The sequence below is a fragment of the Kordia zhangzhouensis genome, from assembly GCF_001005305.1.
In the GTDB taxonomy this organism is placed as follows: Bacteria; Bacteroidota; Bacteroidia; order Flavobacteriales; family Flavobacteriaceae; genus Kordia; species Kordia zhangzhouensis.
Map to the genome: position 1 here is coordinate 1 of NZ_LBMH01000003.1, position 16,468 is coordinate 16,468.

Consider the following 16,468-nt stretch of genomic DNA (forward strand, 5'->3'; position numbering starts at 1 on the left):
GCCGCTTGAGTATCTCCCCAATGGTATCATTATTTCAAAAATCAGAGCCGATGGAGGGACTCGAACCCACGACCTGCTGATTACAAATCAGCTGCTCTAGCCAGCTGAGCTACATCGGCTTTTGCTCATAAAAAAAGCCCGCTATTTCTAACGGACTGCAAATGTATAGATTATTTTTTTTAAACAAAACTATTTTTTAAAATTTTTTACTCATCAATGAGCACGTACTTTTTCTTTTCTTTTCAATAAAGCTCTTTGAAGCGATTTAGTTCCTTCATCTGTGGCTTCTTCAAAAGTTTTACATTGTTTCTTTACCATAAGGTCATCACCCGGAATGTTAACTCTTATCTCCACGATTTTATTTTCCTTTGCACTTGTATTTTCTACCTTTAAATAGACATCAGCATCTATTATTTTATCGTAATACGTTTCAAGTTTGTCCATTTTTCTTTGAATAAAATCTACTAGTTTACGATCTACCGTAAAGTTTACGGACTGCATGTTTACTTTCATACGCGGCATTTTTAGAGGTTATATATTAGGTTTTACCTATTAAAGATTACTTTTTGTTTCTAGGATGTGCTTTCGCATATACATTTTTAAGTTCAGCTAAACTATTATGTGTATATACTTGTGTAGAAGCCAAACTAGCATGACCAAGCAATTCTTTAACAGCATTTAAGTCTGCACCTTGATTCAATAAATGAGTCGCAAATGTATGTCTAAGAATATGAGGACTCTTTTTTACTTTAGAAGATGCTATACTAAAATAGTCATTTATTAAACGATAAACAAGATTCGGATAGATTTTATTTCCCTTCTCCGTTAAAAATAATTCGTGTTCTTTTTTAATATTTACTTCATCTCTGTATCGCAAATATGCTTTTAGTTGTTTTTCAAGCTTTGGCAATAGTGGGACAATGCGTTCTTTGTTTCGTTTTCCTAAAACTTTAATTGTTTTTGCTGAAAAATCAATATTAGAATATTTTAGGTTGATTAGTTCACTGCGCCGCATTCCTGTAGCATACAACATTTCAATAATTGCTTTGTTTCGCATACCTTCGAAATTATCAGCATATTGAATGTCGTTAAATATTATTTCCATTTCCTTTTCTGAAAATGGCACTTGCACTTTTTTGGCAGTTTTTAATGCCTTATGTTTGACTAACGGATTTACTTCTATTTGTTTAGTTTTTAATAAGTATTTATAGTACGCTTTTAAAGAAGATATTTTACGATTGATGCTCACATTTGAGAGTCCTTCTTCTACTAAATGAACAATCCAATTTCGAATTTGAACATAATACACATTATCTATTGAATCATTTTCGTACTCTGACTTACAAAACTCTGAAAACGAGTACAGGTCATTCACATATGCTGTTACAGTATGTGCAGAATAGTTTTTTTCTAATTTTAAATATTCCGTGAATGATGAGAAGGTCATGTTTGACTACCTATTATTTCCTTGTTTATTTATTACAAGGTACTAAAGTTTTGTGCATAAAAAAAGGTTTCCAAATGGAAACCTTTTTTGTTTTTTTTGACATCTTAAACTTCTTCTTGATCTCTAAGATGTTGTATGTATTGCGCTTTTTGAATTTGTGCTCTACGTTCTACAGAAGGCTTTGTAAAGTGCTTTCTAGCTCGTAACTGACGCATTCCTCCGGTACGATCAAATTTTCTTTTGAAACGCTTTAGCGCTCTGTCTATATTTTCTCCTTCTTTAACTGGTATAATTAACATAGTCCTTAACCTCCTCTCTTTTAGAATTTGTGGGTGCAAATATACAGACTATTTTTAATTCACCAAGAAACTTTTTTATTTATTTTTCGCATTAGCGATAGAGGCTATGTTGAAGCTCCTCCCGAGTTTATCGGGAGAGCGACTGCCGAAAGCGCGGCCGCTAATGTAGCGGAATGCCCATAATATTTTTTATATAGTATCTTCTGTTCTTTTGGTAACAAATTTTATTTAACTGACCAGACTGTGTAGCTTTTTGGTGGAGCTTGAATTTTCACCCAACGTCCGCCTTGCGTTACTGGTTCCCAATTGGAATGTCCTGTATAGTCTTTGATTCGTGTGTTTGACCAATTAGTTTCTACCCAGCGTTCTTGCCAGTTATTAGAATTGTTGATATACACTACTAAGCCTGGACCATTATATCCATTTCTTCTAGAGACATATTCATCAGTATCGGTATATAAAATTGAAGTGTTTCCGCTTGCCAAGTTGTTATGTATCCAAATCAAGTTGTTTAAACGTTCTTTGTTGAGCCATTCTTCATAATCACGATAGAATACTGTTGGATATCCTTCATGAGTTAAGATATATGCGTACGCTAAGATTTTGTTATTTATAATTTCATCTGTGTCATGATTTGCTACAAAAGTTACTGCTCTAGATGCGTTTCGTTTCCACAACATATCATCATTAAGTCTGTTTAAATTATTTCCTTGAAATGCATCTCTCATTCTGTAGTAACATGCAAAATCGAATGCACTTACTTCAGCTTGGCTTGTCCACCAGTCAAGTGTTGCCGCGTTTCCATCCCAATACTCACCTACGGAAAAACCGCCAACAGCATTTTTCCAGTCTTTCACTACCCAAGGTGCAAATCCTTTGACGTAATCAAATCTCCAACCGTCAAATCCAACAACATTTTTGTAGTATTTAGCAACTGAATTCGAATTGCGCCATAACCAATCTTGCACATAACTTTTGTGATGACATAAATCTGCAAAACCACCAAAAACACCTTCGTCATTAGAATGGTAATCATTAGGATGAAAATCGTAATAGGTTCTATTGAACATTCCGGACATAGGTTGGTAATTTGTGTACGTATTGGTTCCTTTAAACGGATTGTATTCACTGTCTCCACCACTGTTGTGATTTATAACAATATCAGCAATCACACTTAATTGACTGTTATGTGCTGTATTGATTAAGCTGAGTAGTTCGGAAGTAGACCCGAAACGTGTTTCCACACTTCCCATTTGGTTATATTCTCCAAAATCGTAATAATCAAATGGATCGTATCCCATTGAGAATGGACCATTTTGAGCTTTTGATGCTGGAGGAAGCCAAATAGCATCAAATCCTGCATTGCTCCAATCGGCTACTTTTCCTTTCACCACATTCCACCAAGTTCCGCCGGCTGGCACATCCCAATAGAATGCTTGCATCATTACTCCAGAGCCAATAGGTTTTAAGTTTGCACTGTTTTTTGCCGTACTGAGTTCTTTTGTCGGTTCTTTACCTTGTTCGTTTTCTTGAGCTAGCTCATCCTTCGAACAACCAATGATAAATAGACCGATTAGTAAGAAATAAATTAGTTTATTTTTTTTCATGTTTTGGTAATTATTTTGGTTAAAGTGTATTTGAAGTTAAAACAATTATATATGCTAATAGAATTCTGCAATAAGCGAAAACGTTTTCGTGTTGATAAGTTTATCATTTATACGGTTTTACCGTAAGGTATCCGTGCGATTTTTATCAAAAAAAAGACCACTTTCAAAAAAGTGGTCTTTTAAATATTTTATAGAAAGATGTTGTTATGTTGCTGGTTTGTAATCTTTTTTGTCAATAATCATCTTCGCAATGATTTCTCTAAGAATTTCAGATGTTCCTCCTCCAATTGGCCCTAATCGACTATCGCGTAACATACGTGCTAAAGGATATTCTTCCATGTAACCATATCCTCCAAGCATTTGCAAACATTGATAAATTACATTATCAGCTACTTTAGTGGATTGCAATTTAGACATTGTAGCTTCTTTTACCACATATTCGTTTTTATCTAATCGAGAAGCAACAGCATAGTTGAATGTTTTGCAAATTTCTACTTCTGTTGCAAGGTCTGCCATTGTATGACGTAATGCTTGAAATTTATCTATTGTTCTTCCAAAAGCCTGTCTTTCAGACATATATTGCAATGTATACTCAATAGCGTATTCGGCTCTTGCATGTGCATTGATTCCCATTATGAGACGTTCTAGAGCAAAGTGCTGCATGATGTATGGAAACCCCATATTTTCTTCTCCCATAAGATTTTCAAGCGGAATTTCAACATTATCAAAAGCAATTTCGCCTGTATCAGAAGCACGCCAACCTAGCTTATCTAATTTAGTTGCTGAAATTCCAGGAATGTCTCTATCCATGATGAATATACTAATCCCTTTATTTCCTAATTCAGGGTTCGTTTTTGCAGCTACTACTAAGTAATCACTATAAACACCATTGGTAATAAAGGTTTTTGACCCGTTGATTACATATTTATCACCTTTTTTTACAGCTGTAGTTCGCATTCCTGCCACATCAGATCCTCCAAAAGGTTCAGTAATACATAAACAACCTATTTTTTCCCCTGTTATACTAGGTGCTAGATACCGTTCTTTTATTTCGTGACTTCCTTCTTTATTAACATGTGTCATTGCTAAGTACGCATGTGCCCACATTGCCGCTGCAAATCCACCGGAATTGATACGTTGCATTTCTTCTAAAAGAATCACAGTGTAGAATAAATCTAAATCAAGACCTCCATACGCTTCTGGATATGCCAATCCGAAATATCCCATTTCTCCAAATTTCTCCCAAATAAAGCGTTCAATGGTTCCTGTTTTTTCCCACTTATCGACATGAGGGACGACTTCTTTTTTTAAAAAATCTCTCAAACTTTCTCTAAAAAGCTGATGTTCTTCATTGAAGTATATGCTTTCCATACCTGGCAATTTTTTTGTTTTTTTTATTGGATTAGCAAATATAACTTAATTATCTCTAATTTATCGGATGGAAAGTTTTGAATTTTTGTCAATTCTTCAAAATTTCTGAAACCTTCTCTCAGAACTCGTTGATTGATAATTTGATCCGCTATTTCATAATTGATATAGGGAATTTGCAATAATTCTTCCAACTCACATGTATTGAGATTTATTTGTTTTATTTGGGGAGGCACTAAATAAAAATGATTCCAGAGTTCTTTGATTACTTCTGGTTTTAGTCCATATACATCATTAATTTGAGATGTTGCAACAAAGCCCTTGAGCTTGGTTCTATATTTTATTATTCTAGCAGATAGTTTCTGACCGATCCCATACACTTTTGTTAGCTCTTCTGCCGAAGCCAGATTCAAATCTTTTTTTTCAATCTTTTCATTTGTATTTTTAACAAAGGATTGGTGTTTAAATACTTTTTTCCTTTTCTTTTTTTGATTTGTTACCCATTCTGGAAACTTAAAGTAGGGACGTACTATATTTAGTAAAGAATCTGAAACTTTAGTGACTTCTTGAAATTCTTTAGCAGAATTAACATATTTATTTTGCGCTCTGTACGCATACAATCGATCTATTTCTTCGGTTGACATACCCAATGTATATCCTTTATAATCTGAAATAAAATTAGGATTAAACGGATAGTGTTTTGGCTTTTTATTGATTGCCAATAGTTTTAACGAATCTATTTTTTGCTGAAACTCTAATAGTTCTTCATCGGTAAATGAATGAGCCGTTTTTGCGGGATTTGTGCAAAAATATACTACTTGCATCAAGAAAATAAGCAGTATAATACACAAAATCCCACTTCGCTCTGTTGTAAGAAACGTAAAGTGAGATTTGATGTTTTTCATGTTTCGATATTTTTAATGAATCGTCACATGAGTATATTAGGTTTATTATTCTGTTGCTTATTTAAGAATGAAATGAATGATTTTTAAAAATCATTACACTTGTCATCACACCAAGAAAAACAACTATCGTTTATAGTTGGAATATCTATGGTCGGAATTTCAATAGGTTTCACAGGACATACTTGACACGTCGTAGGTGAATCAGATGCTCCTCCTTTAATTACTTGAATGTCTCTTAGATTAGAAATCGTTTTTTTGTTGAGTCCTAAACCTTTTAAGCTTCTTTTTTTCATAATGTAGAGTTTAAGTTTATAAAGTTAAATTATGCTTCTTCTCTTTTAATAGCTTTCATATATCGTTTAAGCTCTTCTTTTACTTTAGGAACCAAAATCACAAGTCCTATCATATTAGGCACCATCATAGCAAATACCATTGCATCAGAGAAGCCAATTACTGAGCCTAAACTTGCTGCAGCTCCTACTATTACAAATAGACAGAAAATAATCTTGTATGTATATTCGGCTTGTTTAGATCTTCCAAAAAGGAATGACCATCCTTGAAAACCGTAGTATGACCAAGAAATCATAGAGCTGAATGCAAATAATACAACTGCTACAGTTAATACATATGGGAACCAAGAAATTGCGGATTCAAACGCTCCTGACGTTAATAAAATTGCGTCAGCATCATTTAACGAAGCATTTGAAGCGTCAACATTTCCAGTAATAATTAATACAAGAGCTGTCATAGTACATACCACTACTGTATCAATGAATGGCTCTAATAGTGCAACCAATCCCTCACTTGCAGCATATTTTGTTTTAACAGCAGAGTGTGCAATGGAAGCTGAACCAATTCCTGCTTCATTTGAGAAAGCTGCTCTTCTAAAACCTTGTACCAAAACTCCAATTGCACCACCTGCAATTCCTTCAGGGCTAAATGCTCCTTCAAAAATTTGTCCAAACGCAGTACCAATCATTCCAAAATTAGAGAAGATTACAAATAATGAAGCGATTACATATATAGCAACCATAAAAGGTACAATTTTGTCAGTTACCTTAGCAATCGATTTAATTCCTCCAATAATTACAATCCCAACCAAAATGGCCATTACCAATCCGAAAGCCCATCCATACCCAGCAAGAAACGAGTTTTCTGCTCCTGTTATATTTTGGACTAATTGAAAGGCTTGATTTACTTGGAACATATTTCCTCCTCCAAAAGATCCTCCAATCACAAAAATGGCAAAGAGAACTGCTAATACTTTTCCTAGTCCACCCATTCCTTTGCTCTTTAATCCTTTTGTGAGGTAATACATAGGTCCTCCATATACCGTTCCATCTTCACCTACATCTCTATATTTCACACCAAGTGTACATTCTACAAACTTTGATGCCATTCCTAAAAATCCTGCGACAATCATCCAAAATGTTGCTCCTGCTCCACCAATTGATACTGCAATGGCTACACCTGCAATATTCCCTAAACCTACTGTAGCAGACAAAGCTGCCGTTAAAGCCTGAAAGTGAGAAACTTCTCCACTATGCCCTTCAATTGCAATTGTTTGTTTTATATCGCCATCAGGAGAAGAATTTCCTGCCGTTTTCATTGTTTCATGATGATCTATATCATCATATTTTCCACGAACAATATTAATGGATGTAAAAAACCCTTTGAAGTTGATAAACTTGAAGTATACAGTAAAATATAATGCTCCTAAAATCAATGGGAATAATACCCAAAACACTTTAACATCTTCTGTGAAAGGTATTTGATAAAAAATAATATTTACAAACCAACTTGTAGCACTTCCAAAAGCTTCATCAATCTTTTGATCCAGTCCTTTTTCTGTAGCTTCTTGGGCAAATGTTAGTAGAGGTAAAAAAATAGTCATTAATGAAAGAAACAATTTCTTCATAATTAGGTTATAAGTTAGTTAATATTTGTATCTAAATTTTTAAAAGCAGCAATATGCTAAAAAAAAATTGCTTAATCAAGTTTTCACTTGTTAAATAAGATTTTTCAACGCTTTCTAGAGATCATATTTTTCTTTCAGTAATTCGATTTGTTCGGGACGACCTAGTACAATAATTTTAGATTCTTTGGCAAGTTTAAGATCTGCTTCAGGGTTAATGATATATTCACCATCAGGAGTTTTGTAACCAATTACTGTGCATCCTGTTTTTCTTCGAAGATCAAGTTCCTTGAGTGTAATTTCCTTGTCTGGATAGGTAATATCTTCCGTTTTGATTTCTTCTACATTTGTGGTATTGTCTCCTCCAATAGATAAATTGTCAATAAATTCAACTAAATCAGGAACTACTACTAATGAAGCCATATGCTCTCCTCCAATTTTGTCAGGCATAATTACGTTATCAGCTCCTGCTAGCTTTATTTTTTTATAGGATGATTCTTCAGAAGCTCTACTAATGATGAGTAATTTTTCATTAATCTGTCGTGCAGTCAACACTACAAAAAGATTGTCTGCATCACTAGGCAACGCAGTAATTAAACACTTTGCCTGATGAATTCCCGCTTTTTCTAGCACTTCATCTTCACTTGCATTTCCTTCAATGAAAGGTATCTCAGACTCTTCATAACGATCAATTACCGTTCTACTTTTTTCAACAACGACAAATTCTTGGTTGTGTGCCTTTAGTTTTTCAGCTGCTTGTTTACCATTTCGTCCAAATCCACAAATTATAGTATGGTTTTCCATTCGTCTGATTTTTTTTAATGTTTTTCGTTGTATGATATTACTTAGTGTACTTCTACTCAAAATGTACTCGGTAATAACTGAGATTGCATACGCAAATACAAATACACTAATAATGAGTAAGAATATTGTAAAAATTTTACCTGTATGATCTAGAGCTTCTACCTCACCAAAACCTACAGTAGTAACTGTAATCACAGTCATGTATATTGCATTGGTCCACGACATATTGGTTACTAGTCGATAGCCTACAACTCCAACTACGAGTACAAAAAAAAGTAAAAAGAGTGCCAAATAGAATTTTGACTTAAAAAATCGATACATACGCTATAAATCGAATACAGAGGTTCGTTTGGTGTAAATTAAGTCTTTTAATCGTAATATAAAAGCCAAGGTAAGATATAGCGCAAAACTAACACCTAAGGTGGCAAAAGTGATATAAATAAAAAACAAACGCACATTTTTTGCTCGCATACCTAGGCGATCTGCCAAACGAGATAATGCTCCAAATCCGTGTTTCTCAAAAAAATAACGCAGTTTGTAAATGAGTTTCATACTGTTTCTTGCTTACGATACGCAAGATAATTTTTTTACAAAAAAAAGCCACTAAACTTAGTGACTTTTCTGTTTCTAAAGAATTCTTTTTTTTAGTAGAGAGTTTCTAACGCTATCCTGTCATTATTGTTGAATGTAATAGCTGGACCACATGATTGCATAATTGAGTTCGTGTCTGAACCTGTAGGTGTTCCAGGAATATAAATGGCTCCAACACCAGCACTTCCTTCGTTAACGTTTTGTCCACAACTTTGACGTGTTTGATAATCTGTATGACGTAGTCCGATACAATGTCCTATTTCGTGAGCCATTGTTCCTGCTAATTCGTTTACGTTTGGCGCAATAGATAATTCAAACCAACGACTGTTAATTCCAAATCCTTTAGCTGGGTCACCTTTACGTGTAGGAAAACCTGCGGCTCTTCCTAAGGTGATAAATCCTCCTGATTCTAATTCATAGAATTCTGTTACTTCTATATTGGCTTTATTCCGTCCTCTTTGTCCAAACGCCACACGGCTAAATGAAATTCGAAGTCCTAAATTATTGTACATAGTAATTGTAGCGTCTAACGCATTAGAACCTAAAGTTCCCAAAGCTGGATCAACACTTATAGTAATGACTCTTGGCAATCCGCTTACAAGGTTTGTTGTACGATAGTGTTTAGCCAATGGGTCTATAGGTTGTAATTCATCAATTTGAGCATATGTGAAAAACATGTCCTCAACTGCAACTCCTTCTTCTCCCATAAAATTGGTTGTAAAGGCTCTTGAAGTATCAAAATATGCTGCTTCAAGTTTTGCTAAAATTTCAGGACTTACTTTCCCTTCTTCCTCTAATAATTCATCATTTTGTTCAGATTGACAAGCTGTGAATGTCACCAATGCAAGAGCAAAAAGACTCAAGATTGACACTAAGTTTTTAAGTTTCATAATATATATTTTGTGGGTTAATAATTTCTTAAAAATAGAAAACCAATAAGATTATTACTACAAAAAATATTTTTTTTCGATGAAATACATTCTTTTTATGAAACATATTATGATTAAAATCAAGCAATAAGCTACTATACACACTACTTTACCAACATATTACCTATAGCACATTGCAAGCAACGTTCTTGATTGCAATAGTTCTTTTTTAATTCTAATAAAGCCTGTGTATGCAATGCCGTATTTATCTGTATCTTTTTTTGAGCAAACTTCTGTATGATTGCATTATTTTCTGGAGTAATTGTTCTAAGCATTGCCAGCAAATCATCAACAGCCAGTTTTCCAAAATACTTATCATAACAATATTTTAAGGGGATGACACTATTGATTAATAATACATCAATAAATTTTTTGGACACTTTTTTAATTCGTTGTGGCGACATTTTATCATACGTGTAATGCGTTTCCCAAAATACACTCGTAGCTACTTGAAATATTTCATATAATTTTTCTACAGAAGCACTTGTCATTATTTTAGAGAAGAGATTTTGTTCGTTATAATACAATGTAGCTAATTGTGAGGTACGAATTGTTGGAAAATTAGCCGGACGAGTTCCATAAAAATGTAATGTTTGCTTTTTGATTGATTGCAGTTGAAATTTATGACACAAGTATTTATATTCTCTTAATTGACTATGATAGTATGTATCTTGTACATTTTCTAAAGAAAGTAATCCAAAAATCCCAGATAAGAATGCTTCCAAAGAAAATTGATCTGCACTTATTTTACGAATAACTGTAAAATCAACGGAACTTGCGGCTTCAAAAAAAGCGTCACTATTGAGTTTGAGTCCAAAACCTTTAGCTAATAGCTGAAACAGTACAGCTTCCCAATGGTAGTTTGAATTTTTCACTAAGCGGTTTATAATGGATGCTTTTTCTTCTAATCGTTCAATATAAAGTCGTTCCAACCAGTTTTCTAATTGAAAATTTGAAAGCACAGGAAAATCAGCTTCACAACGAATCCATTTTCGAGAAGTATTCATTAGCTTTTGATAGCGCTTTAGCATTGACGTATCTGTGTAATTTTGTAAAACAAGTGTAGGTATGACTGTATTGTCTTTTCGATAAATGTCAACATCATGTTCCCAAACTACATGTAAAATTACATTATCATAGTTGGTGTCGTTTTCGTGGTGATGAACAAACCAATGTCCGCTTTGAATATGCATTTCCACATTTCCTGCCCACAACTGCTCGCCAATGCGAATTTTTGCATTAAAAAAATCAGGACCTGCATGCAAATTTCTAGTTCCCAACGAAATAATAGTCACAGCCTCATTTTTAGTGGTCTTTATTATTTTTTGTTGGAGGTTTCCTTGTTGCCAAATGTAATAGAGAAAATCTTCTTTAATCGTCATTTTTAGAAATTATTAGATTACTAATAATTTCAATGAGGAAAGAGGTTTATGTATTCTTTGTAAGATTATTATTGTAAAAATACACTTTTTTACATTTAATTTTTATAAATTGTTAAGAGAATACTTTAACAAAGTATATAGGCCCACAATCTTTTTTTGCTTATGAATTCTATATTTAAGTCTATTTATATAGTCATTTTTCCATTGCTTGCACTTGTAGCGTTGATTGATAGCATTGGTTTCATGTATTCTTCAGGAGTTACTATTCAGCATCTCGCTCATTTTAGCACAGCTATTTGCATTGTTTTTTATTTTACGAAAGTTTTTGTGAAACCTGTACCGCGTGCAGATAGTGTATTACAAACTTATACATTCATTATTTTCTTAGGGTGTTTGTTAAGTTTATTGGCTATAACAATACAAGAAGACGAGCCAATTCGAATTGTATGCGTAACCTACAATTTACTTCTTACTATAGGTTGGATCGTATTTTTACTTTGGTATTCTTTTTTTCAAGGAAGAAATGTTAGAAATAATGCTATCCTAAAAAAAGGAAGTTTATTACCGCAATTAACTTTTGAAGATATTTCCAGAAACGTTGTGACTTCTAAACAATTTGCCGGAACACCAAGTATTTTTGTATTCTATCGTGGCAATTGGTGTCCTTTTTGTATCGCGCAAATCAAAGAAATGGTTTCGCACCAAAAAGAATTGGTCAAAAGAAATATTAATACCATTTTTATTAGTTCGCAGCCTAAGCGTTTTAGTGAAAGTTTAATGAAAAAGTATCCTCTCGATTTTCAATTTCTAGTAGATGTAGATGGAAAAACAGCTAAAGAGTTGGATATTTTTGATGCACATGGGTTGCCTTTCGGATTGCAACTTTTTGGTTTTGGATCGCATACCATTTTACCCACTATTATTATTACAGATGCTGAAGAACGAATTATTTACACCAATCAAGCAGAAAATTATAGAGAACGACCTGAACCAACTACCCTCTTAAAAGTAATTGATGAGCATTTGTAACCATATTACCAATACTCATCAATTTTTAATTATTTTTTAAAAAAATTATTCTACTGGGTATTCCTTAGCTTTCCATGCATTAATGCCGCCTTCTATATTAAACACTTTTTCATAGCCTAATTCGCGTAGTTTATTAACGGCTTTTGCACTTCGATTGCCTCCTCTGCAATACACATATACATTTTTATCTTTTGGCAATTGCGCTACAACTTTTTCAACAAAATCCTCGGCAAAATAATCTGCCTCAAGTGCCTCCGCTTTTATTTTTCCTAAATCTATTTCTTCAGGTGTACGAACATCCAATACTGTTACAGAGTCTGATTTCAGGATTTCGTGCAATTTTTCAACTGTAATATTGTTTTCTTTAGGCACATGAGTGCAGCTCACAATAAAAAGTGTACTCACAAAGAAAATTACCTTTTTTAAAAGCTTTTGGAGTTTCATTGCTATGAATTCTTAGTTTGTCTTTTCACCTTCCCATTCAGAAAATCCTCCCATCAAATTATAAGTATTGTCATAACCTAAACTATTCATTACCGCACATGCTTGTGCACTTCTTCCACCAGAGCGGCAGTAAACATAATAGTTTTTAGAAGTGTCTAATTTTTTAACTTCATCCATAAAACCTTGCCCTAAGAAGATATCAATATGTAAAGCATTTGGAATATGTCCTTCATCAACTTCATCTTGTGTACGTACATCAATGATGACTGCATTGTCATCATTTGCTAATTGTTTTTGCCATTCTTGTTGAGATAAATCTGCCATAGCGTAATAAATAGAGTTGTAATTAATATTTTATTCCAAAGGTAACCTTTTCAGAAGAATTTATTCAAAAAAAGCCAAAGTTCTTCACTTCGGCTTTGTATAGACAATCATCATGCCTTGATTAGATTTTTAATCGTATAAATTACTATTAATTTTATACTTTTATGGAACAACCAATCGCTTTGGTCGAAGTTACCTCAACTTCTTTACCTTCCAACAACGCATTGACTGCATCTTCAACATAATGTTTTGTAGCTGCATCTGCATCTTTATAGTTATCATCAATTGCGCCTATATATTTCACTTGAAGGCCTTTGTCTGTTTTAGCAATGACGTACATATGCGGTGTTCTTGTTGCTCCAAATACAGGGTAAATTTTTTGTCCATCATCAAAAAGATAAGGGAATGTAAATCCTTTTTCTTGGGCACGAACTTTCATCGCATCATAACTGTCTCCAGGTTTTGCTTCTGGGTTGTTCGGGTTGATGGCAATAACAGGAAATCCTTTGCTCGCATATTTTTTATCCAAAGCAATCAAACGATCTTCATACGCTACTGAATAAGGACATGTGTTGCATGTAAACGTGATAATAAATCCTTTAGCATCACTATAATTAGCTAAGGAAACCATTTGCCCATCTACATTTTTTAAAGAAAAATCTTTTATAATATCACCAACTTGATAGCCATTAACAGTTTCTTTTTCAACATTTTCTGCAATTGTTTTTGAAACATTTTTGGCTGCATTTTCATTTTCTTTTTTCTTTTCTGCACACGAAAAAATCATGAAAATCATTGCTAACATCGCTACTTGTATTGTTTTCATTTTCGGTTTTTTTTTTAGTTTATAAAATGTCTTAATTCACTTTCTAATTCAGCTTTGGTAAACGAATGTTCGTAAAATTTTCGTTTCCCTTTTTTATAAATAACAGTCGCAGGAATTGCTCCTGACCATTCAGGAGATACTTTAGGAATCCAACTATTTTGATCGGGATCATCAAGTAGTACTTTTTCAGATTTCAGTTCATTTTTTGCTAAAAATGCATCTAGTTTTTTTAAATTAAAATCTAAGCTTACAAGCAATACCTTCACATTTTTGTCTTTATACTCTTGATTTACGGCTTCAAAATACGGAAGCTCTTTTACACAAGGAGCGCACCATGTTGCCCAAAAATTTACGACATGAATATACTCATCATCCAAGTGAAGGTATTTTTCAAACTGTTCAAAGTTCAAAATAGGTACCTCAGAAGCCTTTACAGGAACTTTTTCTGTAACCTCTTGAACAGATGTTTTTGTGTGATTCGCAACTTCAGCAGATTTTGTTTCAGTTTTGCATGACATTAGTACACTTAGCAACAGTATGTAATAAATTTTTTTCATGAGTATTTTTATGAGGACTAAAAATACTAAAACTCTATCGTTTCCTTTTTTATTTAACACTTTTTAAGATATATAACGTAAAGAATAGATAAGAATTGATAAACTGCATCTAACTAACATCTACGGTTTTACCGTAAATAATCCATTGAGAACTTCTGTATCTTGTAGTTTTTAAAAACTAAAATTATGAAGAAACAAAATTTGAATAGAATTCGATTGAACAAAAATGTAATTTCTACATTAACTAGCAATACAATTCTTGGAGGCTTAGAAAAACCAGTTGAAGGCGGATCAAGAATTAGTTATTGTCATGTAGGTTCTCGTATACAATGTTGTGCTTAATAATCAATTAAACATGTAGTCATGAAAAAAAGAAATCTCAAAACAATTTCACTTAACAAACGTACTATTTCTACATTAGATACTGCGCTACTTTATGGTGGACTCAGATCACCTGCAGAAGAAAAAACTGCTGTAAGTCGCTGTAATGCAGGAACAAATAGAGTGTGTTGTGCTTAAGACAACGATAGTACAGATACTTCTGTAAAAAATACACGCATCATTTTTACATTTATGGCCAAAACCATTGCTAAAAATTGATGCGTGTATTTTTTTTATAAAATCTATAATATCCGTATATCCTATTTTTCCTATTCTCGTTCAACCGTTTACACAAACATTTTTAAAAATTAGATAAAATTTAACACTACTCTACAAAAAACATCCTCATAAATTCATACATTTGTATATACAAATATTGTACATACAATGATTTCATTAAATGATATATTAAAAAGTAATGTAGAATTGCCACTATTTAAAAAAACCGCCATCAATTTCATTGTAACCAGCAATTTTTTTATGGAGCATTTACAAAGTTTTTTTAAATCCTATGACATTTCAATGCAGCAATATAATGTGCTGCGAATTTTACGAGGACAAAAAGGAAAGCCTGCAAATTTAGCAACCGTACAAGAGCGAATGATTCACAAAAACAGCAATACAACTCGTTTGATTGATAAACTTATCACCAAAGAATATGTAGAACGTAGTATTTGCCCTAATAATCGCAGGAAAGTCGAAATTGTCATTACCAAAAGTGGAATGCAACTATTAGAAACAATAGATCCTGAATTGAATACTATTGAAACTCAATTGTTTCAATCCTTAACACAAGAAGAAATCAATACTTTCAATAGTATTTTAGAAAAAATAAGAGGTTCACAATCCTCCTAAAATTGTCAAAAAACTCAATTAACATTATATAAAAACAAAGAAAAATGAAAACACGAATTTTATCATTGGTAGCCATTTTCATATTGGCAACAGTAACCACAACTTTTGCTCAACAAAAAAGAATTGACGCACAAGCAAGTACTATCCAGTGGACAGGTTACAAAGTAACTGGTCAGCATGAAGGTACCATTAATTTTAAAGGTGGTGCATTAGATTTTAAAGACGGGAAGTTAGTAGGAGGAACTTTTACTATTGATATGAAAACAATCAACACTACTGATTTGAGTGGTGGTATGAAAGACAAATTGGATGGACATTTAAAATCTGATGACTTTTTTGGAGTTGAAAAATATCCTGATGCAGTTTTAAACTTTAGAAAAGTAGTTGAAATTGACGATAATGTATATAGAGTGGCTGCTGATTTGACTATCAAAGGAAATAAATCTCCTATTACTTTCGACATAGAATTAGAAGATCATTCTGCTGAAACTCAATTGAAGGTAGATCGCACTAAATACGGGATTAAATATGGTTCTGCTTCGTTTTTTGATGACTTAAAAGATAAGGCCATCAACAATGAGTTTGATTTAGCAGTTACTTTAAAATTTTAAAAATATTTTTTATTCTAAAATTCATTTCTATATATTTGTTCTAACAAAACAGAAAAATGAGAACAATTTTAGTAAATACTTGGTGGTGGAACTTACGAACATCGAAATCGTGAGGAAAGTCCCTATTTACAAAATTTAAGATATAGAGAAAAAGACTTGTCATCACGACAAGTCTTTTTTTTTGAAATAATTTG

Annotated in this window: 21 protein-coding genes and 1 tRNA gene; 5 read left to right on the forward strand and 17 right to left on the reverse strand. The window is 33.0% G+C overall.

Features of this window, described 5'->3' with window-relative positions:
- Nucleotides 1-45: 45 nt before the first annotated feature.
- From AA088_RS03290 to AA088_RS03350, 13 genes are all read right to left on the reverse strand, one after another.
- Nucleotides 46-119, reverse strand: a tRNA-Thr gene (locus AA088_RS03290).
- Between the two features lie 94 nt (nucleotides 120-213).
- Complete coding sequence (gene hpf / locus AA088_RS03295; protein ID WP_046744119.1) at nucleotides 214-513, reverse strand: ribosome hibernation-promoting factor, HPF/YfiA family; 300 nt, start codon at nucleotides 511-513, stop codon at nucleotides 214-216.
- Between the two features lie 46 nt (nucleotides 514-559).
- On the reverse strand, nucleotides 560-1,447 hold the full coding sequence (locus tag AA088_RS03300) for a tyrosine-type recombinase/integrase (RefSeq protein WP_046743545.1): 888 nt from the start codon (nucleotides 1,445-1,447) through the stop codon (nucleotides 560-562).
- Nucleotides 1,448-1,551: 104 nt separating this feature from the next.
- Nucleotides 1,552-1,746: a 30S ribosomal protein S21 gene (rpsU, locus tag AA088_RS03305; RefSeq protein WP_046743546.1), complete on the reverse strand. Its 195-nt coding sequence runs from the start codon at nucleotides 1,744-1,746 to the stop codon at nucleotides 1,552-1,554.
- Nucleotides 1,747-1,970: 224 nt separating this feature from the next.
- Nucleotides 1,971-3,353 (reverse strand): alpha-amylase, encoded by a 1,383-nt coding sequence (locus tag AA088_RS03310; protein WP_046743547.1) that lies wholly within the window; start codon nucleotides 3,351-3,353, stop codon nucleotides 1,971-1,973.
- A 204-nt stretch (nucleotides 3,354-3,557) separates the two neighbouring features.
- Complete coding sequence (locus tag AA088_RS03315; RefSeq protein WP_046743548.1) at nucleotides 3,558-4,724, reverse strand: acyl-CoA dehydrogenase family protein; 1,167 nt, start codon at nucleotides 4,722-4,724, stop codon at nucleotides 3,558-3,560.
- 23 nt (nucleotides 4,725-4,747) lie between these two features.
- The gene (locus tag AA088_RS03320) at nucleotides 4,748-5,626 is read right to left on the reverse strand and encodes a ComEA family DNA-binding protein (protein ID WP_046743549.1); all 879 of its coding nucleotides are present in this window, start codon (nucleotides 5,624-5,626) and stop codon (nucleotides 4,748-4,750) included.
- An 83-nt stretch (nucleotides 5,627-5,709) separates the two neighbouring features.
- On the reverse strand, nucleotides 5,710-5,919 hold the full coding sequence (locus AA088_RS03325; protein ID WP_046743550.1) for a hypothetical protein: 210 nt from the start codon (nucleotides 5,917-5,919) through the stop codon (nucleotides 5,710-5,712).
- A gap of 29 nt (nucleotides 5,920-5,948) precedes the next feature.
- A complete protein-coding gene (locus tag AA088_RS03330; RefSeq protein WP_046743551.1) occupies nucleotides 5,949-7,544 on the reverse strand; it encodes an alanine/glycine:cation symporter family protein in 1,596 nt (531 codons plus the stop codon).
- A 114-nt stretch (nucleotides 7,545-7,658) separates the two neighbouring features.
- Complete coding sequence (locus AA088_RS03335; RefSeq protein ID WP_316931671.1) at nucleotides 7,659-8,636, reverse strand: potassium channel family protein; 978 nt, start codon at nucleotides 8,634-8,636, stop codon at nucleotides 7,659-7,661.
- 33 nt (nucleotides 8,637-8,669) lie between these two features.
- Nucleotides 8,670-8,897 (reverse strand): PspC family transcriptional regulator, encoded by a 228-nt coding sequence (locus AA088_RS03340; RefSeq protein WP_046743553.1) that lies wholly within the window; start codon nucleotides 8,895-8,897, stop codon nucleotides 8,670-8,672.
- A gap of 92 nt (nucleotides 8,898-8,989) precedes the next feature.
- Nucleotides 8,990-9,826 (reverse strand): M57 family metalloprotease, encoded by an 837-nt coding sequence (locus AA088_RS03345; protein ID WP_046743554.1) that lies wholly within the window; start codon nucleotides 9,824-9,826, stop codon nucleotides 8,990-8,992.
- Nucleotides 9,827-9,969: 143 nt separating this feature from the next.
- A complete protein-coding gene (locus AA088_RS03350; RefSeq protein ID WP_082106544.1) occupies nucleotides 9,970-11,247 on the reverse strand; it encodes a DUF2851 family protein in 1,278 nt (425 codons plus the stop codon).
- Between the two features lie 162 nt (nucleotides 11,248-11,409).
- Here AA088_RS03350 and AA088_RS03355 point away from each other — a divergent pair, with 162 nt between their 5' ends.
- Nucleotides 11,410-12,276 (forward strand): peroxiredoxin family protein, encoded by an 867-nt coding sequence (locus AA088_RS03355; protein WP_052752769.1) that lies wholly within the window; start codon nucleotides 11,410-11,412, stop codon nucleotides 12,274-12,276.
- A 45-nt stretch (nucleotides 12,277-12,321) separates the two neighbouring features.
- Here the strand turns inward: AA088_RS03355 and AA088_RS03360 are convergent, their stop codons facing one another.
- The 4 genes from AA088_RS03360 to AA088_RS03375 form a co-directional block, all read right to left on the reverse strand.
- Entirely contained in the window at nucleotides 12,322-12,681 is a 360-nt protein-coding gene (locus AA088_RS03360; protein ID WP_046743555.1) for a rhodanese-like domain-containing protein, read from the reverse strand.
- 51 nt (nucleotides 12,682-12,732) lie between these two features.
- Entirely contained in the window at nucleotides 12,733-13,044 is a 312-nt protein-coding gene (locus AA088_RS03365) for a rhodanese-like domain-containing protein (protein WP_046743556.1), read from the reverse strand.
- Between the two features lie 154 nt (nucleotides 13,045-13,198).
- Nucleotides 13,199-13,870: a thioredoxin family protein gene (locus AA088_RS03370; RefSeq protein ID WP_052752771.1), complete on the reverse strand. Its 672-nt coding sequence runs from the start codon at nucleotides 13,868-13,870 to the stop codon at nucleotides 13,199-13,201.
- 14 nt (nucleotides 13,871-13,884) lie between these two features.
- Nucleotides 13,885-14,427: a TlpA disulfide reductase family protein gene (locus AA088_RS03375; RefSeq protein WP_046743557.1), complete on the reverse strand. Its 543-nt coding sequence runs from the start codon at nucleotides 14,425-14,427 to the stop codon at nucleotides 13,885-13,887.
- Between the two features lie 186 nt (nucleotides 14,428-14,613).
- Here AA088_RS03375 and AA088_RS18155 point away from each other — a divergent pair, with 186 nt between their 5' ends.
- From AA088_RS18155 to AA088_RS03385, 4 genes are all read left to right on the forward strand, one after another.
- Nucleotides 14,614-14,769 carry a hypothetical protein gene (locus AA088_RS18155; RefSeq protein ID WP_156168382.1) on the forward strand — a complete coding sequence of 52 codons (156 nt, stop codon included), beginning with the start codon at nucleotides 14,614-14,616 and terminating at the stop codon, nucleotides 14,767-14,769.
- A gap of 21 nt (nucleotides 14,770-14,790) precedes the next feature.
- Nucleotides 14,791-14,946 carry a hypothetical protein gene (locus AA088_RS18160; protein WP_156168384.1) on the forward strand — a complete coding sequence of 52 codons (156 nt, stop codon included), beginning with the start codon at nucleotides 14,791-14,793 and terminating at the stop codon, nucleotides 14,944-14,946.
- A 249-nt stretch (nucleotides 14,947-15,195) separates the two neighbouring features.
- Nucleotides 15,196-15,663 (forward strand): MarR family winged helix-turn-helix transcriptional regulator, encoded by a 468-nt coding sequence (locus AA088_RS03380; protein WP_241483378.1) that lies wholly within the window; start codon nucleotides 15,196-15,198, stop codon nucleotides 15,661-15,663.
- A 44-nt stretch (nucleotides 15,664-15,707) separates the two neighbouring features.
- The gene (locus tag AA088_RS03385; RefSeq protein ID WP_046743558.1) at nucleotides 15,708-16,274 is read left to right on the forward strand and encodes a YceI family protein; all 567 of its coding nucleotides are present in this window, start codon (nucleotides 15,708-15,710) and stop codon (nucleotides 16,272-16,274) included.
- Nucleotides 16,275-16,468: the final 194 nt, after the last annotated feature.